Source organism: Dolichospermum circinale AWQC131C, assembly GCF_000426905.1.
GTDB lineage: Bacteria > Cyanobacteriota > Cyanobacteriia > Cyanobacteriales > Nostocaceae > Dolichospermum > Dolichospermum circinale.
Window position 1 is genome coordinate 15,258 of the sequence record NZ_KE384629.1, and the last position, 16,214, is coordinate 31,471.

General features: G+C 38.4%; 17 protein-coding genes. 5 read left to right on the forward strand and 12 right to left on the reverse strand.

The features are described from left to right. Positions 1-278 (reverse strand): DUF3593 domain-containing protein (locus tag ACIR131C_RS22965; protein WP_155963150.1); only part of this gene is annotated, 278 nt, incomplete at its 3' end. After that, positions 275-610 carry a DUF2499 domain-containing protein gene (locus ACIR131C_RS0116010; RefSeq protein WP_028091019.1) on the reverse strand — a complete coding sequence of 112 codons (336 nt, stop codon included), beginning with the start codon at positions 608-610 and terminating at the stop codon, positions 275-277. The genes ACIR131C_RS22965 and ACIR131C_RS0116010, both read right to left, overlap by 4 nt. Before the next feature lie 110 nt (positions 611-720). Here ACIR131C_RS0116010 and csaB point away from each other — a divergent pair, with 110 nt between their 5' ends. The 4 genes from csaB to ACIR131C_RS0116030 all read left to right on the forward strand — a co-directional run bounded on the left by csaB (position 721) and on the right by ACIR131C_RS0116030 (position 3,542). Then, positions 721-1,767: a polysaccharide pyruvyl transferase CsaB gene (gene csaB / locus ACIR131C_RS0116015; protein WP_028091020.1), complete on the forward strand. Its 1,047-nt coding sequence runs from the start codon at positions 721-723 to the stop codon at positions 1,765-1,767. A 45-nt stretch (positions 1,768-1,812) separates the two neighbouring features. Beyond that, entirely contained in the window at positions 1,813-2,265 is a 453-nt protein-coding gene (locus tag ACIR131C_RS22970; protein WP_028085487.1) for a hypothetical protein, read from the forward strand. A gap of 5 nt (positions 2,266-2,270) precedes the next feature. Beyond that, complete coding sequence (locus ACIR131C_RS0116025) at positions 2,271-2,882, forward strand: PIN domain-containing protein (RefSeq protein ID WP_028085486.1); 612 nt, start codon at positions 2,271-2,273, stop codon at positions 2,880-2,882. Between the two features lie 81 nt (positions 2,883-2,963). Beyond that, a complete protein-coding gene (locus ACIR131C_RS0116030; RefSeq protein WP_028091021.1) occupies positions 2,964-3,542 on the forward strand; it encodes a Uma2 family endonuclease in 579 nt (192 codons plus the stop codon). Between the two features lie 125 nt (positions 3,543-3,667). On the opposite strand, the gene ACIR131C_RS0116035 is transcribed toward ACIR131C_RS0116030, so the two are convergent. The 7 genes from ACIR131C_RS0116035 to purC all read right to left on the reverse strand — a co-directional run bounded on the left by ACIR131C_RS0116035 (position 3,668) and on the right by purC (position 11,774). Beyond that, positions 3,668-4,915 (reverse strand): DNA cytosine methyltransferase, encoded by a 1,248-nt coding sequence (locus ACIR131C_RS0116035; RefSeq protein ID WP_028091022.1) that lies wholly within the window; start codon positions 4,913-4,915, stop codon positions 3,668-3,670. Between the two features lie 12 nt (positions 4,916-4,927). Then, entirely contained in the window at positions 4,928-6,085 is a 1,158-nt protein-coding gene (gene lpxB, locus ACIR131C_RS0116040; protein ID WP_028091023.1) for a lipid-A-disaccharide synthase, read from the reverse strand. Positions 6,086-6,262: 177 nt separating this feature from the next. Next, on the reverse strand, positions 6,263-7,078 hold the full coding sequence (gene lpxA / locus ACIR131C_RS0116045; RefSeq protein ID WP_028091024.1) for an acyl-ACP--UDP-N-acetylglucosamine O-acyltransferase: 816 nt from the start codon (positions 7,076-7,078) through the stop codon (positions 6,263-6,265). A gap of 193 nt (positions 7,079-7,271) precedes the next feature. Beyond that, positions 7,272-7,760: a 3-hydroxyacyl-ACP dehydratase FabZ gene (fabZ, locus tag ACIR131C_RS0116050; RefSeq protein ID WP_028091025.1), complete on the reverse strand. Its 489-nt coding sequence runs from the start codon at positions 7,758-7,760 to the stop codon at positions 7,272-7,274. 50 nt (positions 7,761-7,810) lie between these two features. Then, positions 7,811-8,659 carry a UDP-3-O-acyl-N-acetylglucosamine deacetylase gene (gene lpxC / locus ACIR131C_RS0116055; RefSeq protein WP_028091026.1) on the reverse strand — a complete coding sequence of 283 codons (849 nt, stop codon included), beginning with the start codon at positions 8,657-8,659 and terminating at the stop codon, positions 7,811-7,813. Positions 8,660-8,750: 91 nt separating this feature from the next. Beyond that, positions 8,751-10,988, reverse strand: coding sequence for a BamA/TamA family outer membrane protein (locus ACIR131C_RS0116060; protein WP_028091027.1), 2,238 nt, complete (start codon positions 10,986-10,988; stop codon positions 8,751-8,753). Positions 10,989-11,048: 60 nt separating this feature from the next. Next, entirely contained in the window at positions 11,049-11,774 is a 726-nt protein-coding gene (gene purC / locus ACIR131C_RS0116065; protein ID WP_028085477.1) for a phosphoribosylaminoimidazolesuccinocarboxamide synthase, read from the reverse strand. 699 nt (positions 11,775-12,473) lie between these two features. Here purC and ACIR131C_RS0116070 point away from each other — a divergent pair. Beyond that, entirely contained in the window at positions 12,474-12,746 is a 273-nt protein-coding gene (locus ACIR131C_RS0116070; protein ID WP_028085476.1) for a DUF7219 family protein, read from the forward strand. A 69-nt stretch (positions 12,747-12,815) separates the two neighbouring features. Here the strand turns inward: ACIR131C_RS0116070 and ACIR131C_RS0116075 are convergent, their stop codons facing one another. From ACIR131C_RS0116075 to ACIR131C_RS0116085, 3 genes are all read right to left on the reverse strand, one after another. Beyond that, positions 12,816-13,949 carry a glycosyltransferase family 4 protein gene (locus ACIR131C_RS0116075; RefSeq protein ID WP_028091028.1) on the reverse strand — a complete coding sequence of 378 codons (1,134 nt, stop codon included), beginning with the start codon at positions 13,947-13,949 and terminating at the stop codon, positions 12,816-12,818. A 140-nt stretch (positions 13,950-14,089) separates the two neighbouring features. Then, a complete protein-coding gene (locus tag ACIR131C_RS0116080; protein ID WP_028091029.1) occupies positions 14,090-15,244 on the reverse strand; it encodes an NAD-dependent epimerase/dehydratase family protein in 1,155 nt (384 codons plus the stop codon). Between the two features lie 182 nt (positions 15,245-15,426). Continuing rightward, positions 15,427-15,930: a hypothetical protein gene (locus tag ACIR131C_RS0116085; protein WP_035368651.1), complete on the reverse strand. Its 504-nt coding sequence runs from the start codon at positions 15,928-15,930 to the stop codon at positions 15,427-15,429. Between the last annotated feature and the right edge of the window lie 284 nt (positions 15,931-16,214).

The window sequence follows — 16,214 nt, forward strand, 5'->3', positions numbered from 1 at the left end:
AATTCCTGTACTGCTTGGCGGAAGCCTAAGACTAGTAAGATGTTAGCTAGGGTTAAAAAGGCTTCTGCACCGCCATGTAACCAGTCTATATTGGCTAGTTCTTCTCCATACTGCACTTTGGCGTAAATACCAGCGGGAATGGTGACGGCGACAAATACCAATGTGCCGTAAAATCCATATAGGGCTAACCGTGGCATTTGTGGACTGCGGCTGATAAACCACAAGAAACCCAAGTAGGGAAACAGAGAAAGGGCAAAGAGGGTTTCTTTTGATATCATTGTTCTGATTTGATGGTTTGTGTCTTCATGGGGCTTGTAGCTTTGGTAGAACGCCAAATTATGTAAGCTGCCGCCCAAAGGGTAAAGTTACCAACTAATGTCATAGTAGCTTGTAAGGTGACTAACCATTCTAGGGTTTGGGAATTGTCGAAATAATGCCAAGTACAAGCACACATTGCGCTAATTAAAGCTGGTAACATAGCAAAGGACAATCCCCACCAACTTCGATTTTGTGTTAGTTCACCATATATCCAAATTAGCCATATTGCGGTTATCCACTCAATGACGCTGGAAATATGAATTATCCAGGTGGGAATTGAAAGTACGTGCATAATTGTCAATGGTCAGTGGTCAGTGGTCTGTTGTTAGTTGTCAGTGGTAGATAACTAGGTTAAAAAAAATTGGTAGTCCAAAATCTAAAATCTAAAATCTAAAATCTAAAATGGCGAAAATGCGGGTTTTATTGTCTGGGTATTACGGTAAGGGTAATGGTGGTGATGAAGCTTTGTTAGCCACACTTCTGCAAATGTTACCACTTGATGTTACTCCTGTGGTGCTTTCTGGAAATCCTGAAGAAACTCATCGTCATTACGGTGTGGAATGTTACAACCGTATGGGGGTTTTATCAGTCTTCAAGGCTTTGCGCTCTTGTGATGCTTTTATTTGGGGTGGTGGTAGTTTAATGCAAGATGCTACTAGCACTATTAGCCCTTTTTATTATGGCGGATTGATGGCTTTAGCTCAAGTTATGGGTTTGAAAACTGTGGCTTGGGGACAGGGTATAGGTCCTTTGTTGCGTTCCCAAACTCGATTTTTAGCCCAGCGGAATTTTGCGGGTTGTACTCAGGTGAGTGTGCGCGATGTTGCTAGTTCTCGGTTATTATCAGATTGGAGTATAGCCCATATCCTTGCCCCTGACCCGGTTTGGGCGTTAAAATCAAAGCCAGTACCGGAATTAGCAGAGTTACCAAAACCGAGAATTGCGGTTACTTTAAGAAATCATCCTCAATTAACAGAAAATCGGTTAACAAATTTAATTCAAGCTTTAGTTAATTTGCAAAAAGAAACTCAAGCCTTTATTTTACTATTGCCATTTCAAAAAAGTGAAGATATAGGAATTGCGGAAAAAATTCATACTCAATTACAAGACGTGAGTAGAGTTATTTGTTCCGAAGATCCACAAATTTTAAAAGGTGTATTTCGCGGTGTGGAAATGTCCATAGGAATGCGTTTACATAGTTTAATTATGGCGGCTAGTGAAGGTTCTCGTTGTTTTGCACTGAGTTATGATCCTAAAGTCAATCATTTAATGGAAGATCTAAAAATACCTGGTTGGGATTTAAAAGATTTACCAGAGGATGTAGAGTTAATTAGTAAAACTTGGATTGATTATTATCATCATGGTGAATCCTTGTCAGATACGAAAATTCAATCTTTAGTAAAGGGAGCTTTTTTACATCGGGATTTGTTAAGTAAAGTGTTAAAATGAAATTTCCGAATAGGTGAGTCATTTCCTAGTTATGAGGTTATATAGATGTATTATGCTGATATGGCAGTACACGGAAAAGATAGACATTTACAGCTTTTAGTGGAAGTTAAAAATAAACGTAGTGCATCTAAAATTTGGGCTGCTAAAATGCGACGCAATATGTATGCTCATGGGTTACTTCCAGAAGCACCTTTTTTTCTATTAGCACTTCCAGATAAATTTTATTTGTGGAAAAATATAGGTTTATCTACTGATTTGATAGAGCCAGATTATGAAATTAACCCTGAATCTTTTCTTAAGCCTTATTACCCTAAAGCTTATGCTCCCAACTATGAAATTAGTAGTGAAGGTTTTGAGCTAATAGTTTCTGCTTGGCTTCATCAAATATTAACATTACCATCTGTTGATTTACTCCCGGAAAATATGGATTGGTTAGTAAATTCAGGTCTATTTGATGCTATTCACCACGGACACCTAAAATTAGAGGAACTGGTTTGATTGTAATGGATGTTTATGTAGAAACGAATTTTGTCTTAGAACTGGCGTTGCTTCAGGAGCAGCAGGAAAGTTGTCAAAAACTGCTAGACTTGGCAGAAGCAGGAAGAATAAATTTGATTTTACCCGCATTCAGTCTTACAGAACCTTATGAAACGCTAATTCGTAGGGAAAAAAATCGTCGAAACTTATCACAAGATTTGCATAAAGAGCTTTCTCAGCTTGGACGTTCTCTACCTTACCAACAACAGGTACATACTTATCAAGAGATTACTGAGTTTTTGGTAAATAGTGGAAGAGAAGAAAAGCAAAGATTCCAAATAGTTGTAGAGAAGTTATTAGTGGTTAGCAAAGTCATTCCTTTAACAGTGGAGATATTAACCGCAGCTATGGGATATCAGTCTGATCTTGACTTTACACCCCAGGATGCTATTGTTTACGCTTCGGTTGTTGAACATTTGAATAAGTCAGGTGAACAGCGATGTTGCTTTATTAATAGAAATTCTAAGGACTTCGATAATCCAGATATTCAAGAAGCTTTAGATAAATATAATTGCCGAATATTATTTAAATTTGATGCTGGATTTGGCTATATTAAAAATCAAATCGGGATTGTCTAACTAACTTAAATTGTGATGACAAAACCTGCAACTTACTTTATAATTTAGTTAAGGTTGATATCATCCTCAAGGAGATTGATTATGACAGCTATCACAGTCAACTTAAACCCCATTATCCAACTTACCGAAAACCAATTTTATCAACTTTGTCGAGAAAATCCTGAAGTCAAATTTGAACGCAATACCAAAGGAGAAATATTGATTATGTCACCAACCGGAGGAGAAACAGGAAAACGTAATTTTGAAATTGGTATTGATTTTGGAATTTGGAATCGTCAAACTAAATTAGGAGTTTGTTTCGATTCTTCCACTTGTTTTAAACTTCCCAATGGTGCAAATCGTTCTCCTGATGTTGCTTGGATAAAAAAAGATAGATGGGATACACTGACACCAGAAGAACAGGAAAAATTTCCACCAATTGCTCCAGATTTTGTTTTAGAATTAATGTCACCCAGTGATAGTTTGCAAGAAACACGGGCAAAAATGCAGGAATATATGAGTAATGGAGTTAAATTAGGTTGGTTAATTAATCGGAAAATGGGTCAAGTTGAAATTTATCGTCTTGGTAAACCAGTAGAAATATTAGACTTTCCTCAAGAATTATCAGGTGAAAATATTTTATCAGGATTTATTTTAAATATGGAAATTGTTTGGGGATAGATATTATTTATTCATTCACAATACCAGATATAAATTTCTACAAAACTTATAAAAAACCACTCCACTTTATCTTCTCATTACCTCTGTGTCCTCTGTGTCTCTGTGGTTCGTTAAATCTGCAATATTCATTGTTTCCTAGTTCTCGGTTCTATAACATGAGGGTTTACTCCAAAATATTTCGCTGCTGCTGACATATCAAATGTTAATAAATTAATATCCCCTAACTCTTTAATACCTTGAGGTTGAGAAGATTTGATATCTAAAACTTGAATAATTTCCTCTGCGACTGCTTGCGCTAAAAGCGGAGGAACAGAATTACCAATTTGTCGAAAACCATGCCATTTTGTGGGATGAAATCTAAACCAATCAGGATAGGAATGTAAACGCGCAGCTTCCCTAACCGTAATACATCTGGGAATAAAAGGATGTATAGGACGAGGAGAAGTAAATGCACCTTTATTACTAGGTGTTCCCGCTCTTAAAGTATTACATAAACCATGAGGATCAAGTTTATGAAAACGACTGATTGATTCGATTTTACCATGGGGTGTAGAGGCAAATCTTTCCATAGATTCGGGTGAGTGTTTGCTTCTTAAACTTGATGTGAGTAAATTATGATCATACTGACGTTGATAGGAATAGTTATTTTTGGCAATTTTCAGATTACGCAGTTTTTTAGCATAATTACTAGGGTTACTAAATTCAGTAATTATCCAATCTTGTTGATATAATTCTGGATAGTTTTCTATGACTGGTAAATCTTGTAATGCGTCCCAAACTGTCGGAGATTTTTGATTAGGGAATGTAATTTTTTCTGGATATTTTGGAACTTCTATATTTTGACGTGAACCGAGTAAAAATAACCTTTCCCGATTTTGTGGTACTCCATAATTAGCTGCATTTAAAACTTGATAATTTGCATTAACTTGATAACCACTTTCGGAAAATTGATTAATGATTTCTGCAATAAATTCTTTGTGTTTCCCGACCGTCATTCCTTTCACATTTTCTAATACAAAAAACTTGGGTTGTAATTCTCTAACCAACCTAATAAAATGGAAAACTAAAGAGTTTCGGGGATCATCAAAAGAACGTTTTCCGATTAATGAGAAACCTTGACAGGGTGGACCACCAAATACTACATCAATTTCTTGATTAGCAATTTGAGAACTATTCCTAATTTCTTCCCCTGTTGTCTCTTCCACGCTTTTACATAATACAGTCCAAAAGGGAAAATTAAATTGATGAGTTGCACAATGAATTGGATCTATTTCCACAGAAGCAAGGACATCAAACCCAGCTTGTTCAAAACCTAAAGTCATCCCTCCTGTACCGGCAAATAAATCAACTGCTATTGGTCGTTTTTTGGTCATTTTAACTATTATTTACTTTTTCATTGATAATATTTCCTTTGCAGTGCGATCGCACACCCCCAATTCTCCCAAAGAATAGCGCATTTCTTGATAATCTGTCAAGGTTTTTTGTCTTTTTTCTGAATTTAATAATAATTCCATAGCAGCTTGAGTAATATTCTCTGTTGTGGCTTTTTCCTGTAAAAATTCTGGGACAATTTCGCGCATGACAACTAAATTTACTGGAGAAGCAAAGGGAATTGAACCTTTAAGAATATGACGTGCAATCCAAGCTGTAACGGGGTGTAGACGATATACTACAACTTGGGGAACATTTAATAATGCTAATTCTAAATTCACGGTTCCCGATTTAGTAATTGCAAAATCGGCCGCTGCAAAAACCTCTCTTTGTTGACCTAATACTACCGTACCTTGCAAACCGTAATCTTTAATTGCTGCTGTAATTTTATCTCTAAATGTTTCCAAAGATAGAGGAATCCAAAAATGTACATTTGGTAGATTAGATTGAATATTTTTAGCCGCTGCAAAAATAACTGGTAACAGATATTTTAATTCTTGATCACGGGAAGCTGGTAACAAAGCAATGGTAATTTCTTCCTCTTTAATTCCTAATTTCTCTCTAGCAATTTCTCGACTGGGTGCATTTGCCATTCTATCAATCAAAGGATGTCCTACCCAACAAACATTTGCCCCATTTTTTTCATAATATCGCGCTTCTTCTGGGAAAATTGCTAATAGTTTATCTGTAAAACCAACAATGCGGTTGGTATTCTGAAAACTCATTGACCAAACCCACTCTTGGGGAGCGATATAATAAGCGACAGGAATATCAGGTAAATTTTCCTTCATGTAAGTCCCAATTCCCAAATTAGGACCCATATAATCAATTAGTACCACCAAATCGGGGGGATTTTCTTGTAAATAAGCGATCGCACTCCGTTGTACTCTTAATGTAGGAATAACATAAGGCAAAGATTCAATCAAACCCATTGAACCAATACCGCTGGTATTACCCAAAATTTTCGCCCCAGCTTGCGCCATTTTCTCCCCACCCAAAGCCACAATTTCTAAGGTCAACCCAACAGCCTCAGCTTGACGTTGAAGTGCTGCAATTAATAGCGAACCCTGTAAATCTCCAGAAACTTCACCAGTGCTAATAAATATTCGCATTTTAGATTTTAGATTTTAGATTTTTACTTCCTTTTCTGTTTTCTTAATTCTTCTTTTCTTCCTTCGTGTTCTTTGCGTCTTTGTGGTTTTTTAAAACTTTATTCTTCCCACCAAAACAGAGTCACTGGTAAATTTTCAGGACGGGAAAACCCCGTCCTAGATTTGATTTTCTATTCATTATTCATCAATGACTGTTTTTTTGCCTTTTCCAGGAATTAAACCGCGTCTTCCCGGCATTTGGGAAAGTAGCAAAAAACGGCGAAGATGTTTTAATTCTTCCGTATCTCCCAAATTTTCCAACTCTTGTAAAGCATCTTTAAACAGCAAATCAGAATGATAAAGCAGACGGAAAGCCTTTTTGATTAGTTTAAAATCGCTAACATCCATCCCTGAACGTTTTAATCCTACTACATTCATTGATCGGACTCTTGCGGGATTTCCTTCAACTAACATATAAGGGGGTACATCCCTATCAATGCGTGCCATACCGCCTATCATTGACATTCCCCCAATGTGGACAAATTGATGCACACCCAGAACACCGCTCAACCTAGCTCGTGATTCAATATGTACATGACCTGCCAATGCTACAGAGTTAGCAATAATAACAGAATCGGAAATCTCACAATTATGACCTACATGAACATAAGCCATTAATAAATTGCCATTACCGATAACCGTTGCTTCCCCATGTCCAGTAGCGCGGTTAATCGTTACATATTCACGGATAGAATTATTGTCACCAATTTTTACCCAGGTCGGTTCTCCCACGTATTTAAGGTCTTGAGGCTGCATACCGATAACAGCGCCGGGGAAAATCTGATTTCCTGTACCAATTTCACAAAGTCCCTCTAGGACAACGTGAGAACCAATTACGGTATCTGCACCAACTCTCACATTTTCTCCTATCACAGCATAAGCACCGACTTGCACTGTTGGGTGGAGTTTTGCGTTAGCATGGATGACAGCAGTTGGATGAATAAGTGTTTTCAAAGGTGAATCTCCCAAAATAAGTGCTTTTTGTATTAAATGTTTCCGCAAAGAAACTTGTCGGCTAAAGTAAGTTATGTGTGAGGGCGAAAATTGAGAATTAGCGATATATTAGTGTTTAATTTATTCCAGTTTTCTCGAAACTGCAAGGTATCTAAACATTAGCCATTGAGATTTCTTTAATTGCAATTAATGACTAACTAATCAAAGAAAACATCAATTCCCCTTCAGCGGCTAATTGTCCATTAACTTCCGCTTTTCCTTGCATTTTTCCAAAACGACGCTGCTTTACCCACAACAGTTCCACCGTCATGACTAATTGATCTCCGGGAACAACTTGACGACGAAAACGAACTTTATCAATACCGGCAAATACGAATAGTCCTCCTTGTGAATCTGGCATTTGTGTCATTACCACACCCCCCACCTGTGCCATTGCCTCAATAATTAGCACACCGGGCATCAGCGATCGCCCTGGAAAATGCCCTTGAAATTGGGGTTCATTAAAGCTAACATTTTTAATACCCACGGCTTTTTTTCCAGGAACATAGTCAATAATCCGATCTATCAGTAAAAATGGATAACGATGGGGTAATAGTTCCTGAATTTCCTCAATACTAAAGGTAGTTTTAATGGTCTGTGAATTGCTTGCTGACGGAGAATTAGATTCAGTAATAGTGGACATTAGTGGTACTTTACGTAAGTTATTAGACACAAAAATAAGTAAATTGAATTTTAGATCAATTCTAAAATCCTGTTTGCTAGTTTAATGTGTAAATTATGACTAGCCTTGTAAGCCAAAAAATGAGCTATAGGGAAATTTCCCAGCAAACTCAAATCTCCTACTAGATCCAAGATTTTATGACGAACTGGTTCATTTGCAAATCGTAATGGTGGATTTAACCAACCTTGGGGACCACAAACTAGAGCATTATCTAAACTCCCACCTTTAATTAATCCCGATTTTTGCAAATGTTCAATTTGATGCTGTAACCCAAAAGTTCGCGCAGGTGCAATTTCTGAAACAAAGTCAGCAGAAGACTTTTCTAAATCTGTACTCATTAAAAAACTGTACCATTGATTACCAATTGCCGGCAAATTAAAATCTATACCATAGCTAAAACGAGTTTCTGGTGCGGGTAAAGCGCAAACAAAAGCATCACCCTCATAAATCCAAATAGGTTCAGTAATAATTAAAGGTGCAGTTATTTTCACTACTTTTTGAGAAACTAAACCGACTTCCGCAATTTTCTGACACCAAATTTCAGCCGAACCGTCTAGAAGGGGTATTTCCGGTCCATCAATTTCAATTTTGACATTATCAACCCCCATAGCTGCCAAAGCCGCCAATAAATGCTCTACAGTGCGAACAGAGACTTCATTCTTACCTAATTGAGTAGAAAGCACAGTCTGACTCACAGCCGCAATTTGAGCGGGAATAATTGGTGAACCAGGTAAATCTACCCGGACAAAAAAGCGACCACTTCCCGCTGGTGCTGGTAATATTCGCACTTGAGTTTTGACACCACTATGCAGCCCCACACCAGTCTGGGTAATTTCCCCAGCTAAAGTATGTTGCTGCATAGTCTCACCATCTGTGATCTTGTAACTAATATTGCCCATATTCCATCTTAAGTAGAAACCCTGATTAATATTGTTCTAATTATTGACGAGATTAAAATCTTTCCCCAATACCGAAATTGATCCGACTCTCACCATTATCAGTGATCCCGTAATCTATCCGAATAGGTCCTAGTGGTGATTGTATCCGCAAACCTAAACCATAGCCATAACCGTCACCACTTTTATTTAACAATTGTGCGGCTTTGGTACTAGTTCCCAGATCACTACCATAATCAAAAAATACTGCGCCACTGACAACAGAGAAAACAGGAAACCGATACTCAGCCGCAGCTTGAATATAACTGCTACCAGATCCTAATCTACCTTCACCATAACCCCGCACCGAGTTACTACCACCGAGGGTAAAAGCTTCATAGGGAGGTAAATCTCCTAAAATTGTCCCTCCTTGGGCGTTAAATGCTAAAGTTTCTGGTTTTTTACTAAAGCCAATCAATTTAATCGGTAAATACTGACTATAGTTACCCCGTAACCTAGTCATAAAGATACTACCTGAACCTACAGGTACAGATTGATCAAGTCCAAAGCTGAGGTAAGAACCTTTTGTCGGTTGGGTCGGATTATTACGGAGATCCCTTTGTGCGCCCAACTTGAGTAGAAATAAATCGTCTTCTCCTGAAGGCGAAACAGTTAAAGGAATTTTAGCACTAATATTGCTACCATCAAATAGCGCCCCTTCTGTCCTCAGATTACCATCAGCATCACGACCAGAAACCCGTTGGTATTGTAGTCCAGCAGAGGCTACCCATGCTGCATTTTTGTAGGGATTGGTCGTCAATGGACGGGTAAATGTGATACCACCACCCAATCGAGTGATCCGGGGACTGACCTGGGCATCTGTATTCGTAATATTATTGGGGTCGAAGGTTTCTATGTTTTTATCTTTACCTTCAAAAATCAAGGAAATAGAACGACGACGGAAAATATTAGTTGTGTAAGAAGTGCGATAAGGATCACCCGCAATCCAAGGATCAGTAAATCGCAGGTCAAATAGTAGTTCCCGTTCCCCTAACTGTATCTCTGTCCCTAATTTTTGGTTTCTTCCCCCCAGGTTTTGCTGCTGATAGCTGATAGTTCCAAACAAACCACTGGCGGAACTAATTCCCGCCCCAGCGGCAATAGAGCCACTACTGCGTTCTGCTACATTTATTACTACATTAACTTTACTGGGATCAGTTCCAGGATCAAGGGAAACATTGACATCTTCAAACAACGCTAACCCAAAAACCCTTTGTAAGTCTCTTTGGACAATGTTACGGTTAAATACCTGCCCGGGTTTTAACTCTACTTCCCTGGTAATTATATAATCTTTTGTCCGTCCCCGAATTGGTTCTCCATTCTCGTTTACCTCTTGTCCTTCTTTATCGCGGAATTTAACTTTAACGTTTTCCACTACCCCTTCTGCTATCTGTAAGGTGACAACTCCATTTTCTGATATCTTCGGTACTCCAATTAAGTTGGCTAATACATAACCTTGGTCTTGATAACGTTTGGTTAATTGTTTGATTCCCTCTTGTAATTCCCGCAAGTTGAGAATTTTGCCATATTGACTACTAAATATTTCTTGTGCAGTTTCCGCAGGAAGTACGGAAGCTACACCCGTTCCAGGATTGGCTTCTAATTCTACTTTAGTGAGAATAGGATTAGGGGTAATAATAAAACTCACCCGCACACCCACAGGAGTATCTTCTGGAAGCGCTTGCACGTTGGAGAAAAGCCCAATTTTCACAATCGCATTAATATCTTCTTGCAGTTGAGAACGGGTTGCTGTCTGTCCCGCTTGGGTACGAATGACTTTGTAAATTTCCGCTTCTAATTCCGGTGTGATTTCTCCCGTCTCTGTTTTCACAACCACTTCTGAGACTAATACTCGCGCTTCCGTTGTTTCTGGGTTAGGAGATGATGTCGGTGGTGTTGTCGGCAGATTCTGATTTTCTTGATTAGAAGTCCCGGAGGGTGGGGTCGGCTTTGGTTGTGAAACTTGTGCTGTGATTGGAGTTATTGTCGCGTTTGGCACAATTACAGCGGTATCTTGGTGAGATTGTTTTCCTATAATCTTTGGGACAACCACGGGGGGATTGTCCCTACCTTCGTTTGTGTCAATTTTACCAGGATTGTGCTTGTCTAGTTGGTTTGTATCTACTGTCAAAATTTCTGTTGTCCGTGCCAGACTATTAACAGCTTGGGCATTTGCCTTGACAGAAGAACCAACAATGGGAACTGTAATGGCTACCATTGCCATTAATCCCCGTTTTAAACTTGTTTTAATCATTTTTCTCTCTACTACCACACACCATTAATGGTCAAAAATTATTTACCTTATTTAAGTAGTTTACACTACTTCTAATACTCTCCGTAAAACCTGCTGGTAAGCATCCTCTATATTTCCTAAGTCACGACGAAAACGATCTTTATCCATAATTCGGTTCTCAGGATCGGTTTCAATCATGTCCCATAAACGACAGGTATCAGGACTAATTTCATCAGCTAACAGTATTTGCTGTTGGTGGTCTAAACCAAATTCAAGTTTAAAGTCTACTAGGGTAATCTGGCATTTTTCCCAAAACTCCCGGAGAAATTTGTTGATTTCTAGTGCTAGATAGATAATTTGATCAACTTGTTCCGGTGTCGCTAATTCCAAAAGCAATAAGCGATCGCGCGTTAGTAAAGGATCACCTAAATAATCATTTTTGTAATAGAACTCGACTAAGGGCTTTGATAAAACTGTACCTGGTATTAACCCAGTTTGCTTACACAAACTACCAGCCGCAATGTTCCTCACTACCACCTCCACGGGGATGATTTTTACAGCTTTTACTCGCATTAAATTCGGGCCAGGACTATCAATAAAATGAGTTTTAATACCCTGTTTAGCCAATTTTTGAAATAGTTGGCTAGAAATCCTACAGTTGATCATCCCTTTATTCTCAATGCTGCCGCGTTTTTGAGCATTAAAAGCTGTAGCATCATCTTTAAAATCAGCCAACAAAATTTCTGGATCTTCTGTAGCGTAGAGAATTTTAGCTTTGCCTTCGTAGAGTTTAGAATTAACAGACATGATAAGATTTTAAAAACTGTTTTTGGTAGTGGACGGCTTTGATGAAATCAGCTTCACCATTTTATCTTCAGATATTACTCATTGGTGAACAGGACTTTTCGGAATATTTCATCAACTGATTTAAGTTAACTAATTTAAGTTCCTTCGATCTATTCTAGACTGATAATGTAAAATCATTACTCTTATCTGTTCGCTGTCACTCGATTAATTAAGGTAAACCAACCAAAAAATATGTATAAATCATTAATCTGCCTGATATTTTATATATAATATACTTACTTAATTTTTCTGATAGGTGTCCCTATTCATGTATCTAATCTCAATATGTTTTCCATGGGTGTGATCTGCTGCCAAAATTTGATTTGCAAAATATTGTAGAATATACTAATCTATTTTCAGGAATATAGTCATAACTTACAGAAGTTTATATAATCTGTTGTTAATAAATGAGGGAATAATCAAAAATGACCAATTACTACAATTCACCTATAATTAATAAAACCCTACACTATCAGATGAATACCAAAAACCCCTCAACTACCCAACTTATAAATACATATCCGGGTATGGAATGTAGCAAAAGACATCAAAGCAACTATTCTGGTACATTTTATTTCCCATCTACTTATCAGTAGATATGATATGGAAAGGGCTGATAACAGTATATGTTTTATACATTTTTATAGAGCAGTTGAGTCAATGGAGAAAAAAATAGTGAGTAAAGACGATTTTCTCTATCCCCGTAGTCGCTACTATGGTCGTGTAAAACCAGAAAACTTGGTATTCAACGCTAATTTACAGGAATTTGCCCAAAGAGTTAGCTATGTCTGTAACTTGGAAACAGGTGGAAAAGTTACGCCAGAGGATGCTTACAAGCAAATAAAGTTGCTTTGGAAGCAGTTAAAGCAGTCGAAGAAACAACTTAAAATAGGTGAACAATCTTCGGAAAATAACAGTTCTGAAGAGGGTTAATCAACAGATACCGCAGGGTGGGGTGGTAAAATCCCTGGGGTTTCTGTCACAGGTCACGGAAAAGGGTAATTAAGAATTGAATTTTTCATGGTTGAAGACTATTTTTTGATAATAATCTTGAAGTTGTTTTGTAGCAGATGACCACCCCCATTTCTCCGCTTCGGCACGGGCATTTTTACGGATAATATTTATTTCCTGTCGTTGTTTTAACAAATTTACAGTAGCATTAATCGCCTCTTGAATATCAGCCTGGGGATCAAAAAGATATCCATTTACACCATCTGTGACAATATCAGGTATACCTCCAGAACGGGCAGCTACGACTGGACAACCGGAGGCCATGGCTTCTAGCAACACTAACCCCAGTGTTTCTGTACGGGAAGGGAAAATAAAAGCATCAGCACTGGCAAAAGCAGAGCCTAATTCTTTACCCATCAAATAGCCGACAAAATAAGTATTTGTGCCAGCAAAGTGTTTTTGTAAAGCTTGGCGGTGGGGACCATCTCCCACTAATGCTAATCTAGCATCAGGAATGGCTTCTAAAATCGGTTTAATGCGTTCAATTTCCTTTTCTGCTGAAAGACGACCAACATACAATAATAGGGGGCTATCTGGATGATTTTGGGAAAGATGCGATCGCATTTTGTGACTAGCTAAATCAGGAGAAAATAACTCAGTATCTACCCCCCGTTGCCACAAATCTACCCTTTCAATTCCATGTTCGGTAAGTTCCGTCATCATGGCCGTGGAAGTACACAGGTTTAATGCTGCTTGATTATGTCCGACTTTTAGTAACTCCCATAGTAATCCTTCTAACATTCCTAAACCGTAATGTTGCAGATATTGTGGCAAGTGAGTATGATAAGAAGCCACCAAGGGAATTTTCAGAATTTTACTATAAAAAATCCCTGATAATCCTAGAACTGCGGGATTAACAACATGAATAATATCTGGTTTAAATTCTTCTAGAGCCTGACCAATAGCAGGGCGAGGGAGTGCCATTTTTAACTCTGGATATAGCGGTAAAGGAAAGCCACTAACCCCGTAAACTTTCGCACCTTTATGTTCAGTTATTCCACCTTCAGGGGCAAATACCAAAACTTGATTTCCATGACGTTGTAAATGGTCAACAGTATGACGGAGGCGTGTCACAATGCCGTCAACTTTTGGCAAAAAGGTTTCTGTAAATAGAGCAATTCGCATAAAAAACCAGACAGCAGGAGTTCAGGAGTCAGGAGTCAGGAGTTCAGGAGTCAGGAGCCAGGAGTTCAGGAGTCAGGAGAAAGAACCATAGAAACTTCTCTCTCTGTAGTCACCTGTCCCCGTGGCGTAGCACCTGTCACCTATTTTCGATGCCAAGAAACCTTGGGAAGAATTTGTTTGTGATCAACTCGGTTCTGATACTTGACGGCAAAGTTTAATAGAGAATCAAGTAGAGAATCCGAGAGGAGGTGAGGTTGTAAACCCAAATCCAAGAGTTTGGTATTTTTCGCATTGAAATAGTGTTCTTCCTTTTCCACTCTAGGATTATCTATGTGGTTAATATCCACATTTAACCCCATAGCGTTACCGGCTTTTTTCACCATCATTGCCAAATCACCGACACTAAATAGTTCAGTAAATTGGTTAAACACACGAAATTCTCCCGGTTCAGCAGGATTGGCAATAGCTAATTCAATACATCGTACCGTATCCCGAATATCCAAGAAGCCGCGAGTTTGTCCACCTTTACCGTAGACGGTGAGGGGATGTCCTACGGTAGCTTGAATACAGAAGCGGTTCAGTGCTGTACCAAATACACCATCATAATCCAGGCGGTTAATTAACAGTTCATCCATCCCCGTTTCGTCGGTTAAGACACCGTAAACTATACCTTGATTTAAGTCTGTAGCCCTTAACCCCCAAATCCGACAAGCAAAATGGATATTATGGCTATCATGGACTTTACTCAAGTGATACATTGAACCGGGCTGCTTGGGATAGGGCAAAGTATCCTTACGGCCGTTGTGTTCAATCGTGATGTATCCTTCTTCAATGTCAATGTTAGGAGTTCCATACTCACCCATTGTTCCCAATTTCACCAAATGACAATCTGGGAAATCTTCCCGCATGATATACAGTAAGTTCAATGTTCCCACTACATTATTGACCTGGGTGAGAACAGCGTGTTCACGGTCAATCATGGAAAATGGTGCTGAACGCTGTTCACCAAAATGCACGATTGCTGTCGGCTGAAATTGATGTAAGGCCTTATGCAGAAACTCGTAATTAGTAATATCGCCGATAAACAGATCAATAGACTTACTAGTCAAATCTTGCCATCGCTGGAGACGCTGTTGAATTGGTGCAATTGGGGTCAGGGTTTCTACACCCAGTTCATTATCCCAGTGTCGTCGCACCAAACTATCTAAAATGCCAACCTCATAACCTCGATTAGAAAGGTAAAGCGCGGTTGCCCAACCACAATACCCATCACCACCAATAACCAGGACTTTCATCTTTACCAGTTTTTACTCGCTGATAGCTAAATCTATCAGGTTTATGTCCCCTCTTCATCATTAAATTCTCCCTAAGACAGTAATCAATTAAAAATAAAAAAATAATTAAAAATTAAAAATAGAAAATAATTCCTACTGCTTACCTAACTACGGACAACTGACAACTGACAACTGACAACTAACTACTGACTAATTTTATACTCTTGAGCAATATGGTAAAACAAGCGATAATAATTTTGAAAGTCTTGACTATCGCTTTGTCCTTGCCAGGAATATTCCAATTCTGCTTGAGTAATGGTCAACTTAATTACAGTCACCTTTTCCTTAACTTCTACCGTCAGGACGCTAAAAACCCCTTGATTAGTCCGAAAATTATATACTTGTTCTTGAGTTTTGGGTGAAAATCCTAATACGGGCTTACTGGCATAAGAGCGAATTTCTACGTTGTCCTTGTTTGGTAAAACTAATACAACTCCATCACTGTTGTCTGGGTTTCTTAATTCTTGCCAAGTATGGGGGTAGGGAAACTCAAAACCATAACGAGGATTCTTATATATCTTCCATGTCTGATTTTGAGGCTGGAGGTTATTTGCATTACACCCCCAAACAATGATTCCTATACCAATACTGCAAGTAATGGCGCACAGCGCCCTGTTTATTTGTACCGCACCCCAGGGCTGTTTCATTCTCAAATTTGATATTTTATGTGTCTAGGAAAATACATGGTTTTAGGCTTTAGGGGTTTTATCTCATAGACGGCTAATAACACCTAAATTCGGCACTGAAATCTCAGGTATTGTTTATACAAAATAATGTTATCATTCAGTTTTAACTAATAGACATCTCCAGAAATTACAGCAGTTTCCGAAGTTATGAGGTACAGTTAGTAATAATAAAGATAATACTATCATGAAAGCATATTCAGTGGATATCCGAGAAAAAATAGTTGCAGCCCATATTGAGGAAAAAA

Bases quoted from the DNA above. Each gene is read 5' to 3' on its own strand.
- ACIR131C_RS0116035 (WP_028091022.1), bottom strand. From the start codon at position 4,915: ATGACCAAAAAACGACCAATAGCAGTTGATTTATTTGCCGGTACAGGA.
- ACIR131C_RS0116080 (WP_028091029.1), bottom strand. From the start codon at position 15,244: ATGAAAGTCCTGGTTATTGGTGGTGATGGGTATTGTGGTTGGGCAACC.
- ACIR131C_RS22970 (WP_028085487.1), top strand. From the start codon at position 1,813: ATGTATTATGCTGATATGGCAGTACACGGAAAAGATAGACATTTACAG.
- ACIR131C_RS0116060 (WP_028091027.1), bottom strand. From the start codon at position 10,988: ATGATTAAAACAAGTTTAAAACGGGGATTAATGGCAATGGTAGCCATT.
- ACIR131C_RS0116010 (WP_028091019.1), bottom strand. From the start codon at position 610: ATGCACGTACTTTCAATTCCCACCTGGATAATTCATATTTCCAGCGTC.
- csaB (WP_028091020.1), top strand. From the start codon at position 721: ATGGCGAAAATGCGGGTTTTATTGTCTGGGTATTACGGTAAGGGTAAT.
- lpxC (WP_028091026.1), bottom strand. From the start codon at position 8,659: ATGCAGCAACATACTTTAGCTGGGGAAATTACCCAGACTGGTGTGGGG.
- lpxB (WP_028091023.1), bottom strand. From the start codon at position 6,085: ATGCGAATATTTATTAGCACTGGTGAAGTTTCTGGAGATTTACAGGGT.
- fabZ (WP_028091025.1), bottom strand. From the start codon at position 7,760: ATGTCCACTATTACTGAATCTAATTCTCCGTCAGCAAGCAATTCACAG.
- purC (WP_028085477.1), bottom strand. From the start codon at position 11,774: ATGTCTGTTAATTCTAAACTCTACGAAGGCAAAGCTAAAATTCTCTAC.
- ACIR131C_RS0116075 (WP_028091028.1), bottom strand. From the start codon at position 13,949: ATGCGAATTGCTCTATTTACAGAAACCTTTTTGCCAAAAGTTGACGGC.
- ACIR131C_RS0116070 (WP_028085476.1), top strand. From the start codon at position 12,474: ATGGAGAAAAAAATAGTGAGTAAAGACGATTTTCTCTATCCCCGTAGT.
- ACIR131C_RS0116085 (WP_035368651.1), bottom strand. From the start codon at position 15,930: ATGAAACAGCCCTGGGGTGCGGTACAAATAAACAGGGCGCTGTGCGCC.
- ACIR131C_RS0116025 (WP_028085486.1), top strand. From the start codon at position 2,271: ATGGATGTTTATGTAGAAACGAATTTTGTCTTAGAACTGGCGTTGCTT.
- ACIR131C_RS0116030 (WP_028091021.1), top strand. From the start codon at position 2,964: ATGACAGCTATCACAGTCAACTTAAACCCCATTATCCAACTTACCGAA.